This is a genomic window from Rhizobium laguerreae, from assembly GCF_002008165.1.
Classification (GTDB): domain Bacteria; phylum Pseudomonadota; class Alphaproteobacteria; order Rhizobiales; family Rhizobiaceae; genus Rhizobium; species Rhizobium laguerreae.
The window spans coordinates 1-24,873 of record NZ_MRDM01000003.1 but is presented as its reverse complement, the minus strand read 5'-3'; the positions used below and the strand labels follow the sequence as shown (position 1 = coordinate 24,873).

Genomic DNA, 24,873 nt, shown 5'->3' with positions numbered 1-24,873 from the left:
CTATTCCTTTGCGCCGGTGCGGGTTTGAGAGCCGGCGGCGAACTGACGTTGGAAGACAAGAAAGACGAGGAGGGGAACGATTGTCGTGATGATCGCCGCCACCGAGCGCAGGTCCCAATTGATCTCGTAGCTGCCGGAGATGCGGGCGAGCAGCACGGGCAGGGGTACATCGTTGCGCAGGAAAAGCATCGGCAGCAGCAGGGCGTTCCAGGTCCAGAGGAACTGCAGGATGCCGACGGCGAAGATCGGCGATAGGCTGTTCGGCAGTACCACATGCCGGAAAGTCGCAATCGGTCCGCAGCCGTCGATCTTGGCTGCTTCCACGAGTTCGCGCGGGAAATCCTCGAAGAAATTTTTGACGAGGAAGATCGACCAAGCGAAGGACATCCCGACATAGGGGATGAGGACGGAAAGTATGTTGTCGATCAGCCCGAGATCGCGCCACAGCGTGAAGAGCGGAATGATGACAACCTGCTGCGGCAGCACGAATGCGTTGATGATGATGATCAGCAAGATGCGGCGGAATGGGAAATTGAGGAAATGGAAGGCGTAGGCCGCTGCCGGCGTCAAAAGCATCGTCAGCGCCGTCGCAATCCCCGCCGTTTTCATGGTCACCCACATGGATTGGGAGAGCGGATATTTGTCCCAGACTCGCTGCCACGCATCGAAGGTCAGATCGAAGCGCTCGAAGTGCCACCAGCCAAGCGAAACGCCCTCGGGAGGACGCAGGGAAGTGACAACGATGCCGACGATCGGGATGACCCAGATGCAGGCGATGATGCCGACGAAGATGACAATCCAGCGGGGAGCCTTGCCGATCACTTCGCACCTGCCGTTCGCTGGATGATGGCGGGGATCGAGACGATGAGCACGGCCAGCAGCAGGATGACGGTCGCTGCGGCGCCATAGCCCAGTTTGAACTGGGTCATGGATTCCCGGTACATGAAATAGCCGACCGTCTCGGTTGAGCGCACCGGCCCGCCGCCCGTCAGGATGTAGATGATGTCGAAGGCGCGCAGCGCACCCAGAAGATTGATGAAGACCGCGACACGTACTCCGGGCATCGACAGCGGCATCATGATATGGCGCATGGTCGAGAGCGGCTTGGCGCCGTCCATATAGGCTGCCTCCAGCACGGATTTCGGGATTGCCTGGATGGCGGCGAAGATCAGCATTAGGGGCAAGCCTACGCCGCTCCACGATGCGGCTATGATGAGTGCCCACAGCGCCGTATTGGCATCACCGAGCCAAGCATGCGAGAAGCCGGAAAACCCGAAAAGCTGGATCAGCGAATTGAGCAGGCCGCCGGCATCGGCCCTGTAGATGCCGATCCACATGTAGCCCGAAACTGCCTCCGAAATACCGAAGGCTGCAAAGATCATCACGCGGAACGGCAGCGTCTGTCGTGGCGCGAACGCGCACGTCATTGCCAGAGTCCAGCCGATCGAGACCGAAATCACGGTCGTCCCGATCGTGAAGATCAGGGTCGTCAGCAGCGTGCTGCGAAAGGCGGCGTCCGAAAACAGCCGCACATAATTGCCAAAGCCGATGAAAGAAGGTTTCCGCAGGCCCTGTATGTCCCAGAAGCTCAAGCGGATAGTCTCCACCAGCGGATAGACCACGGCGACGGCAAATAGCACGATGACAGGTGCGATCAAGATCAATGCGGCGGGCGTGTCCCCGAGCAGACGCCGGCGGCCTTCAATGCTAACCGCCAGCGGAGAAACCTGCATCACGCCCGCCGCTTCCCGCACAGGGGAAGCGGAGGTGCCAGCCATCAGTAGGAACCCTGGGCCTTGGTTTCGATTGCCGCAAGGACGCTATCGATATTTGCATCCGAGGGATCCTGCAGAAATTTCTGCAGTTGCACGCGATATTCATCGACGAGATCGCCGGGCAGGAGATCTCCGAGCACGAATTGCAGCTTCGAGCTTGCGACCGCCGATGTCGCCACCTTCTGCGTCTCGCCATAGAGCGACGTGTCGGTATTACTGCTGGGTGATGCATAGCCGTTCTTGGCAAGAATGTTGGCGGCCTCGGCGCTTGTCCAGAAATCGAGGAAGGCGTCTGCTGCCTTCGGATTGGGGCCGTTTGCCGTGACGAGCAGTTCCTTGGTATCGACGCTCGACGTGTCGTCATGACCCATGCCGAGGGCGGGGAACTGGAACAGACCGTAATCCTTACCCTCGGTGAGTTTGTAGTCGTTCTTGGCGCGATTATTCATCCACATGCCGATCAGCAGGTAGTTTTTGGCATTCGCCTGGAAGATCTGATCGGCTTCCCCGTCCCAGTCGTTGGCGAGCATGCTGTTCGGAGCGCCGCAGCAGCCCGCGGTCAACATTTCGGCATACTTCGTAAGCGCATTCTTCACGGCCGGATCGGTCCACGAAATTTCGTGCGCGCCCAGCTTCGAAGCCGTCTCGACGCCTGCCGTTCTCAGTAGCAGCGTTTCGAACCATTCGGCATGCGCCCAGTATTTGCCGGGAATGGCGACGGGAGCCACGAACCCAGCCTTTGTTAGCTTCGCAAAGCTGGCGACGAACTCGTCCCAGCTCCTCGGCGGCTCGGTGATGCCCGCCTTGGCAAGGTGCTCCTTCTTGTACCAGATGCCGGAGCGGTTGCCGAAGGTGTAGGTCAGGCCATAGGTCTTGCCAGCTATGGCGCCGAGATCCTTCCAGGATTGGCTGATGAGCTTGTCCCAGCCGAAGGACTTCCATTGTTCGTCGATCGGACGCAGCATGCCGGCATCGAGCAGTTCCTTCCGGAAGGCCGGCCAGGTGTTGTAGAGAACATCGACCACTTCGCCGCCAATGAGTGCCGTGCGGATGCCACCGCGCATGTCTCCCTGGCCGGTAATGGCAACTTCCCTGATCGTCACTTTCGGATATTTCGCCGTAAAGGCATTCTGGATCTGATGCATCATGTCGAGCTCGGAACCACCGAGCCAATTCAGCACTACAAGCTCGCCGCTCACGCTATCCTGCGCGTTGGCACTGCCCGCAAATGCCATCAATGCGGCACTTCCCGCACCCGCAAGCAGGGTGCGGCGTCGTATCTCATGCGTGAATCTACTGCTGTTGGTCATGTCACATCCTCCCAAACGTTGACTTTGCCCTAGGCACTCAATTTAATTGAAACGTTATCATCTATCTTGAAACTGGCAAGGGTTTTGTCTGATAATGCTCACGAGCCGAACCGTTGCATTGCGGTGGGAGCGCTGCACAACATAGGAGCTTGAAATGACTCGGCTTAAGGACAGCGTAGCGGTCGTCACCGGCGGCGGTAGAGGAATCGGTCGGGAGATCGCCCTCCGGCAGGCGCGAGAAGGCGCCAAGGTCGCGGTGCTTGCGCGAACCGCCACTGAGATCGAGGAAACCGCCTCGCTGATTGAAGAGGAGGGCGGGCAAGCCATTGCTGTGACGACCGACGTTACCCAATATAGCGCCGTCGAAAACGCTTTTGCCCGGATCGCATCTGAGTTGGGTCCGGTTGATATGTTAGTCAACAATCACGGTTCTTTTCAGGCTTTCGGACCGATATGGGAGTGTGATCCTGTCGCCTGGTGGCGGGATGTAGAAATCAACTTGCAAGGGACGTTTCACGCCTGCCGCGCGGCCTGTCCGGCAATGTTGGCACGTGGCAGCGGCCGGATCATCAACCTTGTTGGTGGAGGGACGGGCAATAGTTTCCCACACGGTTCCGGATACGCGTCGAGTAAAGCAGCGATCATGCGGCTGACCGAGTGTCTCAATGATACGACGATCGCTCATGGCATACGCGCCTTTGCCGTCGACCCGGGGCTCGTACGCACCGACATGACGGAAAAGCAGTTGTTTTCGGAGGCAGGCAAAACTTATCTGCCCGCCATCCAGCAGCTCTTCGACGACGGCATCGATATCCACCCTTCTCGAGCTGCACTTCTTATCGCGGACATCGCCGCTGGCCGGTTCGATGTGCTTGCTGGTCGCCTCTTGCGCGGCGTCGACGATCGAGATGTACTCGAAAAGGAAATGGACGCTTTGGCAGAAGCCGATGGAAGGGCATTGCGCTTCAGCGCGATAGAGTAACAGAAACTCTGAGGGCGATGAAACGGCGCTCCGAGCAGTCGCAGCGCTACCTCCGCCGGCAGCCCGGAGCGCGCGCGATCTGTGCGTTGGGCGGCCGCCGAGACAGCGAGAGGATAGCAGCCGGCGCCCATCAAGGCAAAGCCCACCAGCGCGACATAGGGATGCGGCGCCGCCGACACGGCGCAGATGCCGATCGCCGAAAGAACAAGCAACATCGTGGCGACGGCTCGCGCGCCAAACCGATCGACCAGCGGATCGACGAATAGGCGCGCCAGCGCCATGCAGAAGGTAAAGAGCGTCAGTCCCAGTCCGCCGATGAAGGGCTCGACCGAAAACACATCGCGCATATAGATCGCCGACCAGTCGATCCCGGCGCCTTCGACGAGAAAGGCCGCGATGCCGATCACGCAGAGCGGCATTAGGCCCCAGGTGGGAAGCGCTACCAGCGGCGCCTTGCCTTCATGCAACGCGATCCGCGCCGGTGCATTCCGCATGCCGGAAATCGCCCAGATGCCGATGACAAGAACCGTGACAAAGGTCGCGGCGAGATGGAGTTCCATCGAAATGCCCGCTTGGCGGAGGACCGAGGAGACAAGCGCTGTGACGAGGCAAACCGGACGGCGGCTCGGCCACCGTCCCAGTCCACGAACTACCGCCCGCCCTCGATCTTGCGATGGCGCTGGTTGATGCCGCCCTTGCCGTAGGGATAGTCGAACGGCTGAGGGGCACTCGCATCGTTGAGCCTCGCCATCTCGTCGTCGGAGAGCTTGAGTTTCATGGCGCCGAGATTGTCGGCGAGCTGTTCCGGCGTGCGGGCGCCGAGGATGACGGAGGTGATCGCCGGCTGCGCCGCAGTCCAGGCGAGCGCCACCTGCGCCATGCTGACGCCATGCGCCTTGGCGATCTCCTCGACGACAGCGATAATCGCCCAGGTTCGTTCCAGCGCATTACGCGGCGCATAGGATTCGCCGCCGCGATTGGGGTTTTCACCGAGGCGGGTGGCGCCCGTCGGCATCTCGTCGCGCTTGTACTTGCCGGTCAGCCAGCCGCCGCCGAGCGGCGACCACGGCAGCAGGCCCATGCCGGCATCCTGGCAGGCCGCGACGATCTCGAGCTCAATGTCGCGCACCAGCAGGTTATATTGCGGCTGCAGCGTCACCGGGCGGGTGTAACCGCGCGCCTTGGCAATCTCCGAGGCCTTGGCGATGTGCCAGCCGACATAGTTGGAGAAGCCGTAATAGCCGATCTTGCCGGAGGAAACCGCATCGTCGAGGAAACGCAGCGTTTCCTCGATCGGCGTCAGCGCGTCCCAGGCATGCATCTGGTAGAGGTCGATCTGCTCGAGGCCGAGACGGCGGAGCGAATCGTCGAGGGCCTGGCTAAGATGCCGGCGCGACAGGCCGATATCGTTGGGGCCGTTGCCCATCGGGAACCGCCCCTTGGTGGCGACGATCGCCTGGCGGGCTTCGGTCGGGCGCGCCTTCAGCCAGCGTCCGATGATCTCTTCCGATTTGCCGGCGCTGTAGACATCGGCGGTATCGATGAAATTGCCGCCCCAGGCGAAATAATCGTCGAGCAGCTTGTGCGAGGCGGCCTCATCGGCCTCCGCGCCAAAGGTCATGGTGCCGAGGCAATAGGCGGTGACGACGGTCCCGCTGGGACCGAGCTTGCGATAATCCATGTTTATCTCCTCTTTGAACACAACCGTGGCATCAACGGCGGCTGTCATTTCGATATCGACGGCGGTGAAGGAAAGAGCAGCGAACTACCTTCACACATCCCAAACGGGGCACCAATCGCCGTTTACCAGCCGCATGCCCTTCTCGAGGCCTTCAATCCGTTTGATCTCGGCCGGCGTCAGCGTGATCTTGCGGGCCTCCAAATTCTGCATGATGCGGCCCCTCTTGCTGGAAGACGGGATGACCACATGCCCCTTGGCGATGAGGAAGGCGAGCGCGATCTGGTCGCTGGCGGCACCGCGGACCTGGCCGATCTCTTCGAGAACCGGGTCGCCGACGACGGCGCCGCGCGCGAGCGGTGAATAGGCCGTGACCGCGATACCGAGTTTTTCGCAATAATCGATGATCGGCCGGTTCTGCATATAGACATGGCACTCCACCTGGTTGGTGGTGATCATGCGGCTGCCGAGCAGGCGGATGCTTTCGTCGATCAGAGCTTTCGTAAAGTTCGAAACGCCGATCTGCCTGGCAAGGCCGGCATCGAAAACCTCGGCGAACTGGCCGAGATAATCGGCAAGCGGATATTTATTATGCGGCGACGGCCAGTGCAGCAGCAACAGGTCGACCTGGTCGACGCGGAGCTTTTCCAGGCTCTCCCTGACCGACGGCATGACGGCTCCGGGGCCGTAGTTGGCGGGCTTCACCTTCGTGGTGATGAAGATTTCGTTGCGCGCCACGCCGGCGTCTTTGATGCCGCGGGCGACATCCTGCTCGTTGCCGTAGCCCTGGGCGGTGTCGATGTGGCGGCATCCGGCTTCGAGCGCCCAGATAACGCCCTGATGGGCTTCATCGGCCGAACGATTCCATGTGCCGTACCCCATCTGCGGGATGCCGGCGACCATTGCTTCTTTCGTCATGTTCTCTTCCTACGCAGCAATTCAAAATCTTGCTGCGCGTCCGAAAAGCCGCGCGGTGATGACGTCAGAAACCGGCGACGTGCAGCGGTTTGTAGGGGGCTTCGAGCGCCTTGACGTCATCACTGGTGAGTTCAAAGTCGACCGCAGCGATCGCATCTTCGAGATGGCTCATCTTGCTGACGCCGACGATCGGCGAGGTCACGACCGGCTTCTGCAGCACCCAGGCCATCGCGACCTGCGCCATGGACGTCTTGCGCGCCTTGGCGACGGCTTCGACGGCCTCGACGACGTCCCGATCGCCGGTCTTCTCATACAGGCTCTTGTTGTAACGGTCGGTGGTGGCGCGCTTGGTCTCGGTGCCCCAGGGACGGGTCAGCTTACCGCCGGCAAGCGGGCTCCACGGCAGGACGGCGATACCCTGATCGCCGCAGAGCGGCAGCATTTCGCGTTCCTCCTCGCGATAGGTGAGGCTGACCTGGTTCTGCATCGAGACGAACTTCGTCCAGCCGTTGACCTCGGCTGCATGCTGGAGCTTGGAAAACTGCCAGGCCCACATCGAGGATGCGCCGATATAGCGGGCCTTGCCGGCGCGCACGACGTCGTTCAGCGCCTGCATGGTTTCTTCGACCGGCGTGAACGGGTCGAAGCGGTGGATCTGGTAGAGATCGACATAGTCGGTGCCGAGGCGGCGCAGGCTGTTGTCGATCTCGGTAAGGATCGCGGCGCGGGAAAGACCCTGGCCGTTAGGGCCGGGACGCATGCGGCCGAACACCTTGGTTGCCAGCACGATCTCCTGGCGGGGCGCCAGTTCCTTAAGCAGGACGCCGGTGATCTCTTCGCTGGTGCCCTGCGCGTAGACATTGGCCGTATCGAAGAAATTGATGCCGGCATCCCATGCGCGCTTGTAGAGTGGCCGCGCCTCTTCGAGCCCTAGAACCCACGGGCGTTCGTCCGTCTGCTTACCGAAGGACATGCAGCCGAAGCAGATGCGGCTGACTTCAAGCCCTGTCTTGCCAAGTCTTGTGGTCTTCATGGTCTTTCCTCGGAGTTGTTGGTTGGCCGTGGCGGAAATGCGCCTCGCGGCATCATGCGCCGGTAACGTATTTCCGCCAGTTGTGTTCTTCCTTGAAACCGAGAACTTCCCGGATCTTCCGGTTCGAGAGCGGTGCTTCGAATTTGCCGAGCTCCCGGAGGATCGGCGTGTTCGGCGCCCATTTGCCGAGGAAATCCCGCGTTGGCTCGCTTGCCGTGATCGTGTCGTTGACGGCATTGAAGACCTGGAAACCGAGGCCATCGGCCTGCAGGCAAAGATCGACGATCTGCCCGAGATCGCGGGCATCGATGTAGCTCCAGGCGTTGCGCTTGCGCGATGGCGGATCGGCAAGGAAGCCTGGAAAACGCTCATATTCATGCGGTTCGATGACGTTGGCGATCCGCAAGGCGTAGATGTCGATGCCGCTGCGCATTGCAAAGGCGCGGGCCGTCTTCTCGTTGACGACCTTGGAGAGCCCATAGCTGTCCATCGGGTCGATGTCATAGTCTTCTTCGAGCGGAAACGAATGGAAATCTTTGTCGCCCTCGGCAAAACAGACGCCGTAGGTCGTTTCGCTGGACGCGATGATCACCTTGGGAATCCCGAGTTTCACCGCCGCTTCGATGACGTTATAGGTCGAGATCGCATTGACCGAAAAAGTCTGGTTGTCGGGCTTGAGCAGCAGGCTCGGTATAGCCGCAAAATGCACGACGGCATCGACCTTGGCCGGTCCGCCCGGCGTTTGCAGACCCTCACCGCTGAAATGCATCGACAGGGCGTTGAAGGTCTGGCCGCCGTCGGTGAGATCGGTGATCAACGTCTGCACGCTGGGGCAGTCCAAGGGAACGAGGTCGAGGTTGCGGACCTTGTGTCCCTTCCCCACCAGATATGGAACCGCATGGCGGCCGGCCTTGCCGCTGCCGCCGGTAAAGATGATCCGCTTGCTCATGTGATCTGTCCGCTTCCTGATGAAGGTTCGATAGAAGCGGTACAACGCGGGAGAGCGATGAATCAATAGAGTGGAAATCACTGAACCGATGAACAAGGCTCATTAATGGGAAACAGCCGCTACACTCCGTTCAAGCCGCGAACGATCTTGATCAGCGCGTCGACGCCGAAGGGGAGCTGCCGCCGGCTGGAATAATACATCGAAAACGGCGGGCCTATCGATGCCCATTTGGGAAGGACGACTTCCAGGCGCCCCGCGGAAACGTAGGGGCTTGCCAGCCTTTCCAGGCAATAGGACACCCCGGCACCTTCCAGCGCAGCATTGATGGCAAGATCGGTCTCGCCTGATATCAGCGCTCCGGGAACGTCGATCTCGCGCCGGTCGTCGCCGCGTTCGAATTCCCACTTGTAGATCTGGCCGCGTCCCGTCCGTATCCGGATGCAGCGGTGGGAATTGAGGTCCTCCGGCATGATAGGGCGACCATGACTTCTGAGATAATCAGGAGCAGCGACCGCGACCCATTTTAAAGGAGGAGTGAGAGGAACTGCGATCATGTCTTCCGGGATGGTGCCGCTGTACCGGATACCGGCATCGAAGCCGTCCGCGGTGACATCGACGAACTGGTCATCCACGGCGACCTCAAGTTCGACATTCGGGAAGCGTTGCTGGAAGACCGGAATGGCTGGCCGCAAAAGCAGAACGGCGGCATCTTTCAGAACATTGATGCGAATGCTGCCGGCGCCAGCTTGATAGTGCCCGTTCAAGTCCTCCAGTCCGGAATTGATAAGCTCGAGCCCGGCAGAAATCTTCTCAGCGAGTGCTGTTCCGGCGGCGGTTGGCGCAACGCTGCGGCTGGTTCGATTAAGGAGGCGAACGCCCAGCCTTTGCTCAAGCGCCTTCATGCTGTGGCTCAGGGCGGAAGCCGTTACTTCCAGGTGATCCGCCGCTTTCCGAAAACTACGGTACTGGACTATCGCGAGAAAGATCGACAGCTCGTGAATTTCATTGCGCTTGAACTGCATGTTGATCTCAGGAGGCTAGTTTGACGATACTTCGCAACCGGTCTTGAAGGCTCTAGCTCGTTCGGTACAACTCAGCACTCGGATGCTGGCTTACCGGTTCGGATTATGCGGCGGTAGTGTCGTGACAACGCGACGGCAACGGCCATGCTAGCTCGTCTATTCGCGCTAAGTCGAATTAACACATGCCCCATCCCGCCGATTTGAATTAAAAGGTCTGCCCTCATCTCTCTGTCGGTGACAACCTTTATTGTGGTCCATTTGTCTATCTTGGTATCCGCGGGTATAGGCAGGCTTTCTCGCAGCAAAAGGGTAAGCTCAGGTGCCCTATCCGATTTATGGATGCAAATCCTCATCGCATGGCGCCTAACTGCCCAGATTATGACAGTTATATTGCGCTGCATTATCAACTATTGCAATGCCGCAAATCCGTTCTCTGCCAGATGTACCGAGGTCTAACAGCCAGCTGAAACCTCTGGCTTCTGGGTTGAACCGATGTTTTCGTGCGGTTGCAACAGCCGGGACTGATTTGAATGCGTGGCGGGGATGAGCCACTCGTCGCCGGTATATCCTCGACCATTCGCAAACCGAGCGAAGCCGGTTGCGACATTGAAGAGGAGCTCGGGCTAATCCGGTGATCGCGGAGCGGGCCGAAGACTGCTTCCAGTATTCATTGATTTCCTGATATTACAGCGGATCCAGGGAAACTAGCGTCTAGGCTCCCCAGACCACAGATCGTTCGTGCCGCTTGATCAGATGTTTGAGATTTTCGAAACTAGTGCGGATGTGGCGGGCGAAGTGATCGACGGCGGGGGTGCGAGGTGCGTCCGAACGCTTCGGCAGACCGAGCGCGCGTTCCGGATGGGGGATGGGAACGGGCAGGGCGGTGATGGATTTTTCATTGCGCGGCCAGCATGGCGCCGGGAACGTCCTCGGCCACAATGACCGGTATGATTTCCTCGACCGTGTCGAGGCCGCTGCGGGTCGACCGGCTTTCGCGTTCCAGCGTCCAGAGATAACGCGTCGTCATGTGCGGCCCGCAAACATTAAATGCGGGTCGCCATTGGCCAAGGCTTCGAACTTACTTCCAGAGAACCATGCTAGTTCCATAAATAAGGGTTACGCCGCACCGACGACATTATGGGTGCGGTTCGCATGAGCGGCCGCATTCCCAGTTCCTGAAATGGCATCGAGAGAACTGCTTCAAGCACTGAAAGCGACGACTGCGGCAAGTTGATCGGGTTCATCCTTATCGGCCCAGGCGGTTGATGTTCTGGCCGAGCAACGTTGCGAATTTCTTCAGCCCATTTTGCTGAAGCGCGTGAATGAACCCCTCAATCGTCGGAGTTGTCTTTCGCAGATTAAGCCGCGCAAGTCTGGCACTCGAAAGAAGCGCCTCGGGAAACGCGATATGAAGGTCAACCAGGAAATCATCTGGCGACTTGCCCGTTATGCCGTAAGGACGCAGGTCTCGCCTCGGGAAATCCTTGAGGTTCCAGGTGACGATGACAGAAGCTTTTCCAGCGATGGCAGCGGCGAGTACATGGCGATCGTCGCGGTCAGGCAGTTTAAGATCTTCGATCAACGGACGATAGTTCACCACGTCCGCCTCCGGGAGGACCGCCTTCATGCGGTCACGCGTGAGTTCCAGCCGTTCCGTGGACAAAGCCGGCGTGTTGGCAGCGAGATTCCGCATCCATTCGCCATGGATATCGTCGGTCCACCGCGCCTCGACAAGGCCATCAAAGGCGCACTGGATCAGGACATTCCGAAGATGAAATGGATAAAGGACGCAGGCATCATAGACCGCGACAGGCGGCTTAGAGGCCATGGGTCTGGATCAAGTCCTCGGTATCTTCGGCAAACGCCTCGACCGCCGCTTGACGGACGTCGAGCCTGGATTTCAGCCCGAGTACATCCTTTAGAAGAGCACGGCGATGTTTGCCTACGTAGCGGAATGGCAGATCGCCCCGATCCATGCGAAGGACGACGAGGGGACGGGAGATGCCGAGAATAGCCGCCACCTCGGTCGGGCTCAGTTCTTGGTCTTCGGCCAGCACGGCAACACGTTCGCCGCGTAGCATGTGCGCCAAAAGCACCTCAACTGCCGCGGCGGCCGACGGCGGTATCGAGAGCGTCTGTTCCTTCCCGCCTTCATGGCGAACATGAAGTTCCAGCCTGTCGCCCGCGCCCAGTTTCGGCAGAGGTGAAGCTGCCTTACGATCGCGATCCGACAGCCCGGCGAAGTGAACGATTTGGCTGGCCATGGCAATATCTCCTGGATCGCCAATATAGTACCCGTCGCCGTTAACTGCAATAACTGAAAGTTGCGGGAAGAGATTGAGTTGGTGGATTTGGCGTCTGATCGAAGCCGCTCAGAATTTCATCTCTAAATCAGATATCTAATCTGTTTGACCGCGTCGCGACATGTTCGAGTCCTTTCAAGGCGATCACTCGGTTGATGTGAATGAGCACGCCACGCGCACTCCTTGGGGGTTCCTCCAGGGGGCGCAATGCACACAAGCTTCGCATACCGCCTTAGATTCGCTTAGCCGTCTCCATGACGTACCATTATTTTTAGGGCCATCGCTGATCACTTGGCGGACGATGATGCTGCCGGCCGCCGGCATGCCCAGCAGTTCAGATTGCCAGCCATGAGGCATTGGCTGAAGATTAGCAGATTGCTAGCGCCGTGCTCGCTGCAGATCAAAAAAATGCCCCGCAGAGGCAGGGCAAGTTAATGGATCGCACAGGAGGAACGCCTGTGCTTTCCTGCCGATATAACAAAAGAGGACCGGCTAGGTTCCGTCATTCCACGCTGAAAGAGGAGCCCCGCCGAAACGCAGCAATTGGAAAGGACGGATCGCACAGGTAAGAAGCTTGGGAAGCGGACGGCCCCGGTATGGGGCCACCTATGCGATCCTGTTCGCTCAACAAGAAAGCGTCGGAAAAGTTCCTGCGCGGTTCCGGACCGACCGTTAGGTGAGGCCTGGCCAAAGGGGAGGGAGGATCGCGTAGAAGCAAGGGGTTGCGGTTGAAGACAGGGGGCTACATCTGCGCGATCCGAGCCAAGTAACGGTGTTTGTGTGGCACTAGTTCCCGTGCGATAGCGCACTGTTGAAAAAAAGCCCCGCAGTGGCGGGGCTAATGTGCGTGTATGGAAAGGACGGATCTGCAATGTGCGCAGCACATCCGGATAGTAAAAACGGTGAATGCAAGAAAGTTCCATTCCACCCAAATTTTCAATCTTCGGAGAAGAAAGCCCCGCAAGAGCGGGGATCAGGAAAATGGGGTGTTTTCTACTAACGCATGTTGCGCTGCAAAACTACCTTGCGCTGTTTTTGAGAAATTGCATTAAATTCTGACATATTTGAAACGCCATCCACAGGGTCTCCTCTCCTCATATGTACGAGATCGAACAAAATTATAAAGTATTACAACTAGACGCACAATTTGTATTATTCGGTAGGCCGCTCAGCGATCACTTGCTAACCCCAAGCATTATGTCTCCTATGCGTTGGGCGGCCACCTGCATGCTTCCCGGGACTGCCCTTCTACCGCTGGTAATACCAAAAGGACGCCCTGATCGTCCTTTGAGCAATGTGGCAACAGCGCATCGTCACGACTAAGCTGTACGAGTTCGCGTTTTGGAGCAGCGGCATGGAGCTGGTCGAGTACTGCCTGCACAAGCTTGGAGACTTTTTTTACAACACTTACTATTTGAATGGTCGGGCAATGGCGCTCAGTTTCGCCATTTCCATTGGCCTGGTTCTGACGGTTTTCGCGGTGGAACTCACCTATGTGGGGTTCGGCAATTCCAGGTTCCGTCGGGTTTTCTTCGAACGCAGCAAATCCACAATCACCGACATCGTCTATTTCGTCCTTCAGGCGACGGGTATGATTACGCTATTCGCGGCGCTCGCATCATTTGGTCTGTCCTATGCCATCACCAAAGCTGCTCAGAATGCCCCCCACCTGGACCTTGCCGGGAGGCTGCCAGGCTGGGCACATGTTCTCTTGTTCCTAGTGCTGTCAGACTTCTTGAGCTACTGGCAGCATCGGTTGATGCACCGGCTGCCCGTACTATGGCGGCTGCACGAATTTCACCACGCAGCCGAAGAGTTCAACGCGCTGACTTCGTCGCGGGAGCATCCGCTGGAGAAGGCCATAAATATGGCCATCATGGTCGTTCCGGCGCTGCTTATCGGCCTGCCAACGGCGGAATTCGCCGTCGTGACCATCACCTTTGGCGCCATTGGTCTAGTCAAGCACAGTGCCATTCCCTGGCATGGCTGGTTTGGCAAATACGTGATCCAGTCACCACGCGACCACTTCATCCATCACTCCCGAGTGCGAGAACATCACGACAAGAATTTCGCCAATTATTTCCCGATCTGGGATCATTTGTTCGGCACCTATTACGAGGGCGATGCAGACGGTGCAAAGCTCGGTCTGGACCGCGACTACTTCAACCAAACCGATCCGTTCCGCGAAAGCATCGCCACAGAAATCCGCTTCTTCCAACGCGCGGGGCAAGCTGCCAAGGCCAAGTGCGGCATACCCGACCAATGTTCGTCCACCCAGGGACTCTGAAGAGGGTATGCTTGGCTCCGATCACGGCGTTGAGGTCTACACGATTGCAGCTTGGTGCGATCGTTTTCTAGGAAGGGTTTTTCCCACGGAGCTTACCGCGCGGGACTGGCTATCTTACTCGGAGCAGACGTTGTTGACGGTGACTGCCGGGGCGGTTTTCCGCGACGATGCCGGCGAATTGAATGCGCTTCGTGCCCGGCTTGCCTACTTCCCTCGCGATATATGGCTCTACAAGTTAGCCGCCCAGTGGGGCCGTATCGCAGAGGAACGGGCTTATGTCGGCAGGGCAGGGGACGTTGGCGACGAACTCGGCTCGCGCGTTATCGCCACGCGGATGGTCGGAAACATCATGCGGCTCGCAATGCTGATCGAACGCCGCTATGCGCCTTATCCCAAGTGGTTCGGTGCGGCCTTCTCGCGACTTGCCTGCGCATCCGATCTCGCTCCATTACTTGAGCAGGTTCTGGCCGCCCGTACTTGGCGCGAGCGGGAATCCGCTCTGGTGGAAGCTTGTCGCTTCGTGGCGGAACTACAAATCTCCAGGGGCATCCCCGGCGCGATTGCTCCGGTAATAGGTTCTCTAAAGGACCGCCCCTATCGTTTCATCGACTCTGTGAAGATTTTTGATGCGATCCGCGCTGCAATCAAAGACGAAGACCTGCGAATGTTGCCGGAGTTCGGAGGTGCTGACCAGTTTCTCAGCAGCAACTTTGTTCCCGCGGTTCCCACCTATGCAAGTGCCGTCACAGGTGCACTGCTAGACACGACGTCTCGGACGCCAGCCGGTTGAACGGGGAAGATCACATGATAGGTTTTCCTCAAAATACTGATAGCGTCACAGGCTTCGACGGGCATGCACTTAGAAGGGAAGAAGTGGGCTACGATGGCTGTGGGATCTGCGACGAATGCCTGGCACCATGACCGCCAACCGCAAGACACCTCCATCAACCCAGGCGACGTTGGAAGACGCCCTTGCGAATTTGCCGGACGGCTACGTCGACGGATATTTTGGTATCGAGCATGGGGCGTGACCGTCAACCGGTCTGAGGATGGCAAACGAACCTGGCTTTAACGCGTGGAGCCTGGCGGAACCGATATCGTCAGCTTCAACCTCTATCGATTGGCTGGACCGGGGTCGATACTGAAGCCGTGCGAAATGTCCTCCGCCAAGGTGATCGAATTCGTTCTCGGTTTCGAACCCAGCACAGCGAACGCCGCGTCACGCCCATAATGGTCGAAAAATGAGCACAGGAATTATATTGCATTGCAACAAACGCATGGCTGCGCTGCGATCTGAGCGCTGGCGGTCGGGACAGCCTCTGATATCTTCGGCTCAACGAAGCAATGCACCCCCTCCCGCAGAGCTTCGTGTTTCAGGCGACCCACTCCTCCTCCCAAGGGGAGCCTGACGGAACAACGGCACTCCTCCTCCCAGCCGTTGTTCAATCTTTGGAAAAGCCTGCCGCACCTCCTCCCGCGGCAGGTTTTTTCGTTTCCGATACGTCCATGCTCTGAATTCAGGGTCAAAGCAGACTGCCCTGTTCCACCGGCTCTCCGGATTTCGAAACGATCGTTGATCCGTACGGTTCGCGTGAGGAAATGATCGGCGCGTCATTCGGTAACGGCTGGGCCAGTTCCTTCGCCTCTTCCCAGGGCGCCCGCATCCAGGTGTCGGTCTCTTCCTTGGTCAGCAAAAGGACGGGCATCGCCTTGCCATGGATCGGCTTCACCAGGTCGTTGGGATCCGTGGTCAAGAAGCCATAGAGGTCGTCGGTCGTCAGCCCGTCCCTGACCTTTCGGACACTCTGCCATTGCGGCACATGGAGGCCGGCAAAGAACATCAGCGGCTTACTTTCGTCGCGGGCGAACCAGGCATTCGGCACGTTGCCGCCCTGCTCCTGGCGGATCCGGCTCCGCGAAACTGGTGACCGGGACGAGGCATCTGTTTTCGACGCCAAACCATCGTCGTGTTGGCGCAGATGTCAGTCAGCCCAGCGGCGGCGGATCGAGATATATTGGCTTTTCCCCGGAGAGGCTTCGCTTAGCCTCTTTTGTGAAATCGTCAGCGAGAACCTCTTCTTGGTTAGCCTCAAGGCCGATCAAGGCTGCTTCAGCAGCCTGCTGTGGGCTGATTTTCTTCATGTCGAACCCATGGGTCATGTCGGTATCCATGAAGCTCACATGCAGGCCAAGCACTGCTGTCTTCTGGTTGCGCAGTTCGATACGCAAGGCATTTGTGAAGCTCCAAGCTGCGGACTTCGAAGCGGAATATCCGGCAAGCATAGGCCGTGCGTACCAAGTGGCGTCAGACAAGACGTTGATAATCGCTCCACCACCGTTCCTCGCAAGGGTCGGAGCGAATGCTTGGCTGACAGCGATCATTCCGAAGTAGTTTGTCTCGAAGATTTCCCGCGCGCTGTCGATCATACTCGGGTCAAGGATGTTGCTGTTCAAACGGGCAATACCGGCATTGTTGACCAGCAAGGCAACATCGCGGCATTGGTTCGCGGCGTCGGCTATCGAGCCACGATCGGTTACATCCAGTCTGACCTGCATGATACCGGGCCGAGTCGCACCAGTGGGATGCCGCACGCCGGCGTAGACCTTCTTGGCGCCGCGTTTAAGAGCTTCCTCAGCAAACGCCAAACCTAGTCCGCGATTAGCGCCTGTTATGAACAGCACCGAATCTTTAATCATCATTTTCGTTTTCTCCGTTGGACGGGACCAAATCGTGCTGAAGCGGTTCAAACTCCCCGCCAAGATATCTTCTCTTCTTATTTTGCGAGCGACGGCCCCGTGGGGCGGGCTAATAACCATCAGTACCGATGACAACCTCGACAAGCGTCCGCGGCGGTCCTTGGGCAGGCCACATAGCCGACGCTCAGCTCGCGGGCGTCGGCTATGCTTCAAGGCTTTTCGGTCGCGTGCTGTGCTGCTGCGGAGCGAGTGGACGAGCGAGTAGGTGACGACACCCATCGGGGCCGCAAAAAGCCGGCGGCGATCTTGGTTGATCTCGTTCCGCCAAATGCATCTAGGAACCTCTATGGCTGCACAGGCGATCACGGAACGTGAACGCAAAGACGTCCACCGAACTGGTCAAGATGGAGGCGCTTCGCCGGCCTGCTCCGCCACCAAGTATTCGGCGTACCAGTCTGGCCACTTCTCATCACGTTGGCCGCCCGTCCGCTTCTCATGCTCGCCGTGGGCGGCGCCCGCGCGTCGCAGTGCGGCGGCGAGCTCGGTCGACGAGTTGAACGTCGTGACGTCCGTGTCCACGCGGCCAGGCAGTCGTGCGGTGACCTCTTGGAGCAGCCAGCCGTTGCCGTCCGGGTCGCTGAACGAGGCGAATGAGGCGTAGCTGCGCCGCTCGGGATCCAGGCCGGTGAGGCGGCCATCTGGGCCGGCGCCCGGGTGGAACACGTCACTCACTTCGACACCGCGACCCAGGAGCTCGGCGCGCGCCGCCTCGATGTCGGATACAATGAGCAAGAGCGCCGATGTGGTACCAAGGTGGATGGAACCCGGCGAGCCTGGCGGCGTGAACTGCACGGCCCGGGACCCGTCGCTCCTGACGAAGTCAGCATCGAGCCTCCAGCACAGTCCGTCGTAGAAGCGCTTGGCGCGATCGACGTCCGAAACAGGGATGACGGCCACCTCGAGTTTCATGTCCACCGTCCGCGATTCGGCGATCTCGGTTGCAGTTTCACTGTGCACGTGATTGTCGGTCATGTGGAGCTCCTTGGTTTGGATGCCTTGCTTGAGTTTCGCCTATGGAGATCAGACAAATGTTCTCGTCCTATGTCTTGGGCGCGAGCGGGGCGGCAGCGTCACGCGCTATCCAATTCATTTTGATGGCCGCAGCGGCCTGAACGCGGCGCGCAACTCGGCGGAAAACAGTTCCGGCTGCTCCCACGCGGCGAAATGACCGCCCTTGTCGACCTCATGGAAGTAGATCAGGTTGGGGTAGGCGCGCCTGGCCCATGTCTCCGGGGCCTGATAGCTCTCCCCAGGAAAGACCGTGATGGCGACCGGCAGCGCGATTTCACTGGTCTTCTCCGGTCCAGCAAAAGCAGGGCTGCGTCCGCCTCCGTACTCCCAGTAAATTCGACCTGACGAGGTGGCGGTGTCGGTCAGCCAGTACAGTGTGATGTCGTCGAGCACCTCGTCCGGGGACTTTTCGGGATCTCTGGTGTCGTAGGTCCAGTGGGAGAAGCCCGGATGCCCGAGCATCCACGCCGCGAGGCCGACCGGCGAGTCCACCAAGCCGTAGCCGATAGTCTGCGGCCGAGTGCCCATCATCTGAGCGTAGGACCTATTCCCCATTTTGGCGCCTATGCTGAAGGCGTCGAACGCCGCACGTTCCTTCTGGGTCAGTTCCGCAGGCGCTGGGCCGCCAGCGGCGAGCACCGCGGCAATCTCGGGCGGCACGATCGCCGGCAAGTTAATGTGGATGCCGAGCAAACCTGACGGCGCCAGGCGGCCCATTGCGTTTGATACGGGGGAACCCCAGTCGCCACCCTGAGCGACGTAGTTTGAATAGCCGAGGCGCTTCATGAGCTCCGCCCAGGCTAGCGCGATGCGGTCCGTGCCCCAGCCGGCGACCGCCGGCTTGCCGGAGAAGCCGAAACCCGGCATTGAGGGCAGCACGAGATCGAACGCGTCCTCTGCGGAGCCACCATGCGCCGTTGGGTCAGTGAGCGGGCCGACGGTCTTGAGCAGTTCCAGCACCGACCCGGGCCAGCCATGAGTCATGATCAGCGGCATCGCGTCCGAGTGACGCGAGCGGACGTGAATGAAATGAATGTCCACGCCGTCGATTGTCGTCATGAACTGGGGCAGGGCGTTTAAACTGGCCTCGGCTTTTCGCCAGTCGTAGCCAGTTCCCCAGTATTCGATGAGCGGCTTGATTTTCGCGAGCTGGATGCCTTGGGTCTGGTCATGGACCGTCTCCCGGTCGGGCCAACGCGTGGCGGCGATGCGATCGCGGAGGTCGTCGAGGTTGCCTTGCGGGATGCTGACGGTGAACGGCCTGATCGAGCGATCTTCGGCCGCGGTGGCGTTGGTCAGGCAGAAAAGGATGCAAAGCCCCGATGCCAGCGCGGTCGCCAGTTTGTGGAACTTCATGGCTGAATCTCCTTGCCCGGAGAGTGGAACGTCACGGCTTGTTTGGTGAAGACGCTGCCTTCGGCGTCTACCACCTCGATCAGGACCTTGTGCTGGCCGCGCGACATGCCCACCAGAATAACGGTGTTGCTCTGGCCGTAATCCGCCCACGCCCAAGGCAGATCATCGACCGTGATGTGCAGATGTCCGACCCGCGGAGACACGTTGCGCGCAGCCGGCCCACCCACAGGCAGGATGCGCACGTTCTCCACCCGGTACGGGAGGAACACGACGCCCCTGGCCAACGGACCGGGAAGCGGCGGCTCAACGATCAGCTTGGGCGCAGGCTCGTTGTCGACGGGAACGACGGTGCTCTGGGCGACCACATCCGTGGCGAAGACGGTGCAAGCCGCGAGCACGGCGAGTGTCTTGATCAGGAGGTTCATTGCATTCTCTCCTTTTGGAGATTCGCTATCTGGTAATCGCCAAGCTGAGGTTGACGCGCACGTCCGGCGCAGCGCCCGACACCTCACGTCCGCGCCGTCCTGAACGATGTGCGCAGCTCGTCGGTGAAGGACCCGGGCTGTTCCCATGCTGCGAAATGGCAGCCCTTGGGCGGGCGGCCGTAATGCAGAAGTTTGGGAAACGCTCGTTCGGTCCAACTTTTGGGCGCCGTGTAGATTTCGGACGGATAGGCGCTCACGCCGACGGGAATGGTGATGCCTTTGGCGTCGAAGAAGCCCGCCGTCGCCGTTTGCCGGTGTTCCCAATAGAGCCGGGCCGAGGAGATCGCGGTGTTTGTCAGCCAATAAAGCGTGATGTTGTCGAGGATGTCGTCGCGGGTAAGGCCCTCCGGCTCTCCATCGAAGGCGCGGGCGATCAGTGCATAGCTGTCAGCGTCGTGATCGAGAATCCACGACGCCAAACCAGCCGGCGAATCGACGAGCCCATAGAGCGTCTGCGGACGAAGTGCCATCTCGTTGGCGTAGCCCAGGCCGAACTTGTAAAAGAAGGCAGCCTGTTCGTAAGCCCGCTTTTCGTCGGATCCGAGATCGGCGGGAGGCGGGCTGCCGGCAGCCAACGCCTTCACAATCTCGGGCGGAATGGTCGCTGGCATATTGGTGTGGATGGCGATCAACTCGGGAGGCGCCATCAAAGCCATCTGTTCGGTGATGAGCGCGCCCCAATCGCCGCCTTGCGCGACAAACCGGTTGTAGCCGAGGCGCTTCATCAACACAGTCCACGCCTGTGCGATGCGCGCCGGATCCCAGCCGGGTTGCGTCGGTTTGGCGGAAAAGCCGTAGCCCGGCATCGACGGGATTACCACGTCGAACGCATCGGCCGCGGTTCCGCCATGCGCCGTAGGGTTCGTGAGCGGATCGATGATCTTAAGCAGTTCGATGATCGAACCTGGCCAGCCATGCGTGATGATAATTGGCATAGCATCCTGATGCTTGGATTTCACGTGGATGAAGTGGATGTCCAGCCCATCGAGCTCGGTAACGAAATGCGGCAGCGCGTTCAGGCGCGCCTCGCACTTGCTCCAATCGTATTCGGTTCCCCAGTAATGGATGAGTTTCTGCATCGTGCCGAGTTGCACCCCTTGTGTATCGCCCGATGGCGGGGTTTCCCAGGTCCGCCGCGAAGCTGCAGCAGTCACCAGTTCGCGTTCGGGCCAGCGGGTGGCGGCGATGCGGCGACGCAATTCGACAAGCTCCTCGTCCGGGAAGTTGACGGTGAAGGGGCGGATTGAACCGGCGCCCGACGCGGCAGCCGGCTGAACGGAGGTAAAGTTCAACGCTCCGGCTGCCGAAGTGGCGAGTAATACAGTGGCCGAGGTGGCAAGAAACTTGCGCCGATTTGGCGGCGGATTTACCGTGGACATGATCTGTCTCCTTCGTTGCGCGGATGCAATTAAGCGGCTGGGCACGTTTGTTGTGCTCTCACTTCCGCGCGCGATCCATCGAACGTAGGTTGGTCATAATCGCGCCTTCGTTTATGGCGCTCATACTTAAGTATATCGCCATGACAGGTCCGAGTTTCCCTCGGCTGAATTCAATGAAACTAGACGATCGGACTTTGCGGGCTGCCGCGCCTGATTGCGCCGGCAATGGACGACGCTCTAATCGCTGTCACCGCCATCGTTTTTCAATGCAGCCTCAATGCAGCGAGACAGCCTGTCACCGTCAAAAGGCTTGTTCAAAAAGCAGACGGCGCCTCTTCCAAACGCCTGCGTGCGGACGTTGTTGTCGGGATAGGCCGTGACGAAGATGATTGGCATTTTATACCCTCGTGCGTGCAAAACGTCGTGCAACTGGATTCCACTCATGTTCGGCATCTGGACGTCTGAAATCAAACACGAGGTTTCTGTCAGTTGCTCTGAATGCAAGAACGAACGTGCGGAAGAAAAAGCGTGCGCGACGAAGCCGAGCGACCGCACAAGGCTCGCAGTTCCGATACGGCTGGATTCGTCATCGTCGACGATCGAAATAACTGGTGTGTCACGCAAGCGATTGGCCCATCAATGTGCACTGTACAATGCTCTGGGCCACCTGCGTGCGATAGTCATACATAGATATGAGGTTTACGAGGCCCTTTTATCGATTAAATGCCGAGCGCCTCAGCCATTTTGACCAAGTCGGCTAGCGATTTCGCGTGCATTTTCTTCATCGCATGGCCGCGATGAATCTTAACCGTAATCTCGCTGAGGCCGACGTGAGCCGCGATCTGTTTATTCATCAAGCCGGTAGCGACGAGCGCCATCACCTCCTGTTCGCGGGACGTCAGGCTGGTAAATAGGCCTTGTAAGTCGAACCGTGCCCGTTCGGCGTCCAGCCTCGTCCGGTCGCGGGTGATCGCGGCGGTGACGGCATCCAACATATCCTGATCGCGAAACGGCTTGGTGATGAAGTCGACGGCGCCGGCTTTCATGGCCCGCACCGACATGGGGATATCGCCATGTGCAGTGATGAAAATGATGGGAATCTGAATATTGACTCTCGTCAACTCGGCATGAAGCTCGAAGCCGCTCAGCCCGGGTAGGCGCACGTCAAGAACCAGGCAGCTCGGATTCGGAGGCAGCTTCCGTTGCAAGAATTCGTTCGCCGAACGGAATAGTTCGGCGCGCAAACCGACCGAACGGAATAGCAGGCCGAGCGAGTCGCGGACTCCGGCGTCATCATCGATCACATAGACAGCAGGCTCGACATCACTTGTAGGCTGCGAACTCGTCGGTGCAATTTTGACCACAACTGATCCTCGTCATGCGGAGACAGAGCGAATTGAACTAAAATGAAATATAGCCCCCCGGGGCATGTTCGGGGCAGCCCACAACCGTCCATCGTGGGCTTCGACGATTGACCTGCAGATCGACAGTCCCATTCCCATCCCTTCGGGCTTGGTCGTGAATAACGGGTGGAATATTCGATCGATGTCTTGCGGTCCAATTCCTGCCCCCGTGTCCGCCACCGATACCCTTACGTGGCCATCCTCATGCATCTTGGATTCCACCGACAGAACCCGCGATCCGCCAACCTCGATCATGGAATCGATGGCGTTCGTGATCAGGATTACGAGCACCTGCTGTAGTTGAGTTCGATCGCCCGTTATCTCCGGCAGTTGTTCATCTATCACAGCTCTAACCAGTATCCGGTGTTTGACCAGATCCCCTCGCATGAGGGCGAGGGTTTCCCGGATAAGGTCATTGAGGTCGAGCGACGCTCGCTTTCGGTCTTCCTTCTTGAAGATTGTTCTAATACCTTCAATCACCGCTGCCGCACGATGGCCGCCGGCGACTATCTGCGTGAACGCCTCCTTCGCTTCCTCCAGATCGGGCGATGAGCGATTGAGAAAGCGCAAGCCCGCGTCGGCACTCGTTATCATGCCAGACAGGGGTTGCTTGACTTCATGAGCAACTGTGGCGGCAACTGCATCTCCGGTTACCAATCGCGCCTCGCGCTCCTGACGCCGGGCACGAACCGCTGCGAGAAGCCGTGCGTAAAGCGTCGTTATTTCGTACAGCATGACAATCAGGACGAGACTACTCGAAATGAATCCGATGATCCGAACAGCATACCAGCCAATGCTGAAGCGGACCGGTGTAGGGTAGTAACTTAGGGGTATCTCTATCGCGTACAGGGACATGACGACCATCAACCACAGATCGAGCATCGAGCGTTGCCTGATCCAAAGCAGGACGAGGGCCGCGACACTTACCAGTGCGACGGGTGCCCCGACATAAGGCCAGAGCGGGCTAAGGCGGAGGGAATCCAGCACCACGCGGGGCAAAATCGCATTAAGACCTACGCAGAGATACACCGCAGCCAACACGACCAGTGCTGTCAAGGCGACACTTATTGCTATCGCCGCACCCGCCGAGCCTCGCCAGAACCGGTTGTCGGGCTCCGCTTCCTTTAGCAATGCGTATCCGATTACGAACATGGAAAAACCGGCGTGCCAAGAAAAGTAGAGCCAGGATGTGCTCTGCAGGCCGCCAATAAGACCCCTACCGGGCACGAATACACCTGGAAACGCCAGGATCCACGGAATGAGGATAAGAGCCGTGAAAACATAGCCGCTCGCGATCACGAGGATGGCGCGCGAGCGGAGAATGGAGAACTGGGCAAACAGCAGGATCGCAGTAATCGAGTCGCTCACGAACATCGCCGTCGTGTAGGCCGGGACGAAGGCGTCAATCCGGTGCGGCTGCACGTTCGAGAGTACTCCGGCGGCGATGAATACGAGAACTAGTAGGCCGAAAACGACAGCGAGAGCGAGCCACTTCTGCGCTGAACCTGGGGACAGCTCTGAGAGGACAAAGAAATCTTCCTCCGACGTGTTCACGGCTGTTCTCCATTGAATACTTTTCGCCGCGGCTGCAGCGCGCGGCACGAAAGTCGTCACGTTCAGAATATCATTAAGGTATTTTCCTTGATCCCTCTGTCATTCTACCACCCGCGGCGAGCTGCACACAAACGAGATTATCTTTGCGGGTGCCACCTACGCGTTCGATGGCACGCTCGTCGAACGGCAACTTTGTGGGCCTGCTGATAAAATGCCCCTCGGGCATGCCATATCAGCCTAGGTGAGTCTCCAGATTGAGCGGCGGCTCGTATTTTGTTGCCGCAATTGCGCGTGAAATGGGCTCCCCTACGTCATTGCCCTGTCTCCGACCCGTCCTATCTCTTGCGCGGGACGGTCAGCGAGAGAGGACGCGCATGCCGATAGACAATGCGAGATTGGCGCCGATGCAGCCGGGCTTATCCGTGGAGGAGCTGAAGGCGGCTTTGGGGAAGAGCTGGAAGGAGCCGAGCCTACAGGCGGAAGGCCATTTGCATATCGAGGAATTTGGCACGCGCATTACCGCCGATGGCAGGCTCGGCGAGGTTCATTTCCGCGCCCCCTTCGAACTTCCCCCTATCCATGGCGTCAGAATGGGAATGCCGGCCGAAGAGCTGCATCGGCTTTATCCCGGTGTCGAGCGCATCTCGGACGAGCGGGAGAAGTATGGCTGG

The 24,873-nt window shown here is 58.9% G+C and carries 23 protein-coding genes and 4 pseudogenes; 5 read left to right on the top strand and 22 right to left on the bottom strand.

Annotated features, from left to right (window positions below; all coding sequences use genetic code 11):
* From BS630_RS03670 to BS630_RS03660, 3 genes are read right to left on the bottom strand one after another with little or no spacing between them, the layout of a single operon-like run.
* Entirely contained in the window at positions 1 to 822 is an 822-nt protein-coding gene (locus BS630_RS03670) for a carbohydrate ABC transporter permease (RefSeq protein ID WP_077976319.1), read from the bottom strand.
* Positions 819 to 1,778 carry a carbohydrate ABC transporter permease gene (locus tag BS630_RS03665; protein ID WP_077976318.1) on the bottom strand — a complete coding sequence of 320 codons (960 nt, stop codon included), beginning with the start codon at positions 1,776 to 1,778 and terminating at the stop codon, positions 819 to 821. The genes BS630_RS03670 and BS630_RS03665 overlap by 4 nt, the downstream gene beginning before the upstream one ends.
* Positions 1,778 to 3,085 (bottom strand): ABC transporter substrate-binding protein, encoded by a 1,308-nt coding sequence (locus BS630_RS03660; protein ID WP_077976317.1) that lies wholly within the window; start codon positions 3,083 to 3,085, stop codon positions 1,778 to 1,780. The genes BS630_RS03665 and BS630_RS03660 overlap by 1 nt, the downstream gene beginning before the upstream one ends.
* A 154-nt stretch (positions 3,086 to 3,239) precedes the next feature.
* Here BS630_RS03660 and BS630_RS03655 point away from each other — a divergent pair, with 154 nt between their 5' ends.
* The gene (locus BS630_RS03655; RefSeq protein WP_077976316.1) at positions 3,240 to 4,067 is read left to right on the top strand and encodes an SDR family NAD(P)-dependent oxidoreductase; all 828 of its coding nucleotides are present in this window, start codon (positions 3,240 to 3,242) and stop codon (positions 4,065 to 4,067) included.
* A gap of 71 nt (positions 4,068 to 4,138) precedes the next feature.
* Here the strand turns inward: BS630_RS03655 and BS630_RS03650 are convergent.
* The 10 genes and pseudogenes from BS630_RS03650 to BS630_RS03610 all read right to left on the bottom strand — a co-directional run.
* Positions 4,139 to 4,672: pseudogene (locus BS630_RS03650) on the bottom strand (MFS transporter); the annotation flags it as partial.
* Positions 4,673 to 4,716: 44 nt separating this feature from the next.
* Positions 4,717 to 5,748, bottom strand: a complete 1,032-nt coding sequence (locus tag BS630_RS03645; RefSeq protein WP_077976407.1) for an aldo/keto reductase — start codon at positions 5,746 to 5,748, stop codon at positions 4,717 to 4,719.
* 90 nt (positions 5,749 to 5,838) lie between these two features.
* Positions 5,839 to 6,663, bottom strand: coding sequence for an aldo/keto reductase (locus BS630_RS03640; RefSeq protein WP_077976315.1), 825 nt, complete (start codon positions 6,661 to 6,663; stop codon positions 5,839 to 5,841).
* Between the two features lie 64 nt (positions 6,664 to 6,727).
* Positions 6,728 to 7,696 (bottom strand): aldo/keto reductase, encoded by a 969-nt coding sequence (locus BS630_RS03635; protein ID WP_077976314.1) that lies wholly within the window; start codon positions 7,694 to 7,696, stop codon positions 6,728 to 6,730.
* Between the two features lie 52 nt (positions 7,697 to 7,748).
* Positions 7,749 to 8,645 carry an NAD-dependent epimerase/dehydratase family protein gene (locus BS630_RS03630; RefSeq protein ID WP_077976313.1) on the bottom strand — a complete coding sequence of 299 codons (897 nt, stop codon included), beginning with the start codon at positions 8,643 to 8,645 and terminating at the stop codon, positions 7,749 to 7,751.
* Positions 8,646 to 8,764: 119 nt separating this feature from the next.
* Complete coding sequence (locus BS630_RS03625; RefSeq protein ID WP_077976312.1) at positions 8,765 to 9,667, bottom strand: LysR family transcriptional regulator; 903 nt, start codon at positions 9,665 to 9,667, stop codon at positions 8,765 to 8,767.
* 711 nt (positions 9,668 to 10,378) lie between these two features.
* Positions 10,379 to 10,570 (bottom strand): annotated as a pseudogene (locus BS630_RS37800) (LysR family transcriptional regulator); the annotation flags it as partial.
* Positions 10,563 to 10,694 carry a hypothetical protein gene (locus BS630_RS38390; protein WP_276522920.1) on the bottom strand — a complete coding sequence of 44 codons (132 nt, stop codon included), beginning with the start codon at positions 10,692 to 10,694 and terminating at the stop codon, positions 10,563 to 10,565. The gene BS630_RS38390 and the pseudogene BS630_RS37800, both read right to left, overlap by 8 nt.
* A 219-nt stretch (positions 10,695 to 10,913) precedes the next feature.
* The gene (locus BS630_RS03615; protein ID WP_077976311.1) at positions 10,914 to 11,495 is read right to left on the bottom strand and encodes a PIN domain-containing protein; all 582 of its coding nucleotides are present in this window, start codon (positions 11,493 to 11,495) and stop codon (positions 10,914 to 10,916) included.
* Positions 11,485 to 11,931: a helix-turn-helix domain-containing protein gene (locus tag BS630_RS03610; protein ID WP_077976310.1), complete on the bottom strand. Its 447-nt coding sequence runs from the start codon at positions 11,929 to 11,931 to the stop codon at positions 11,485 to 11,487. The genes BS630_RS03615 and BS630_RS03610 overlap by 11 nt, the downstream gene beginning before the upstream one ends.
* Before the next feature lie 1,393 nt (positions 11,932 to 13,324).
* On the opposite strand from BS630_RS03610, the gene BS630_RS03605 reads away from it, so the two are divergent.
* From BS630_RS03605 to BS630_RS03595, 3 genes and pseudogenes are all read left to right on the top strand, one after another.
* Entirely contained in the window at positions 13,325 to 14,257 is a 933-nt protein-coding gene (locus BS630_RS03605) for a sterol desaturase family protein (RefSeq protein ID WP_077976309.1), read from the top strand.
* A gap of 7 nt (positions 14,258 to 14,264) precedes the next feature.
* Positions 14,265 to 15,047, top strand: coding sequence for a DUF4037 domain-containing protein (locus BS630_RS03600; RefSeq protein WP_077976308.1), 783 nt, complete (start codon positions 14,265 to 14,267; stop codon positions 15,045 to 15,047).
* 115 nt (positions 15,048 to 15,162) lie between these two features.
* Positions 15,163 to 15,488, top strand: a pseudogene (locus BS630_RS03595) (hypothetical protein).
* A 292-nt stretch (positions 15,489 to 15,780) separates the two neighbouring features.
* Here BS630_RS03595 and BS630_RS03590 read toward each other — a convergent pair.
* The 9 genes and pseudogenes from BS630_RS03590 to BS630_RS03550 form a co-directional block, all read right to left on the bottom strand.
* Positions 15,781 to 16,225, bottom strand: a pseudogene (locus BS630_RS03590) (SOS response-associated peptidase family protein); the annotation flags it as partial.
* A gap of 18 nt (positions 16,226 to 16,243) precedes the next feature.
* Entirely contained in the window at positions 16,244 to 16,957 is a 714-nt protein-coding gene (locus BS630_RS03585) for an SDR family oxidoreductase (protein ID WP_077976307.1), read from the bottom strand.
* A 396-nt stretch (positions 16,958 to 17,353) separates the two neighbouring features.
* Positions 17,354 to 17,986 (bottom strand): VOC family protein, encoded by a 633-nt coding sequence (locus tag BS630_RS03580; RefSeq protein ID WP_077976306.1) that lies wholly within the window; start codon positions 17,984 to 17,986, stop codon positions 17,354 to 17,356.
* A 114-nt stretch (positions 17,987 to 18,100) separates the two neighbouring features.
* The gene (locus BS630_RS03575; protein WP_077976305.1) at positions 18,101 to 19,381 is read right to left on the bottom strand and encodes an epoxide hydrolase family protein; all 1,281 of its coding nucleotides are present in this window, start codon (positions 19,379 to 19,381) and stop codon (positions 18,101 to 18,103) included.
* Positions 19,378 to 19,806, bottom strand: coding sequence for a DUF6130 family protein (locus tag BS630_RS03570; protein ID WP_077976304.1), 429 nt, complete (start codon positions 19,804 to 19,806; stop codon positions 19,378 to 19,380). Before BS630_RS03570 ends, BS630_RS03575 begins: the two co-directional genes overlap by 4 nt.
* An 83-nt stretch (positions 19,807 to 19,889) precedes the next feature.
* Entirely contained in the window at positions 19,890 to 21,245 is a 1,356-nt protein-coding gene (locus BS630_RS03565; protein ID WP_077976303.1) for an epoxide hydrolase family protein, read from the bottom strand.
* A gap of 237 nt (positions 21,246 to 21,482) precedes the next feature.
* Positions 21,483 to 21,869: a response regulator gene (locus BS630_RS03560; protein ID WP_077976302.1), complete on the bottom strand. Its 387-nt coding sequence runs from the start codon at positions 21,867 to 21,869 to the stop codon at positions 21,483 to 21,485.
* 95 nt (positions 21,870 to 21,964) lie between these two features.
* A complete protein-coding gene (locus BS630_RS03555) occupies positions 21,965 to 22,609 on the bottom strand; it encodes a response regulator transcription factor (protein ID WP_077976301.1) in 645 nt (214 codons plus the stop codon).
* A gap of 12 nt (positions 22,610 to 22,621) precedes the next feature.
* Complete coding sequence (locus tag BS630_RS03550; RefSeq protein ID WP_077976300.1) at positions 22,622 to 24,202, bottom strand: MASE4 domain-containing protein; 1,581 nt, start codon at positions 24,200 to 24,202, stop codon at positions 22,622 to 22,624.
* 374 nt (positions 24,203 to 24,576) lie between these two features.
* Here BS630_RS03550 and BS630_RS03545 point away from each other — a divergent pair.
* A partial coding sequence (locus BS630_RS03545; protein WP_425351701.1) for a DUF7256 domain-containing protein occupies positions 24,577 to 24,873 on the top strand: 297 nt, incomplete at its 3' end.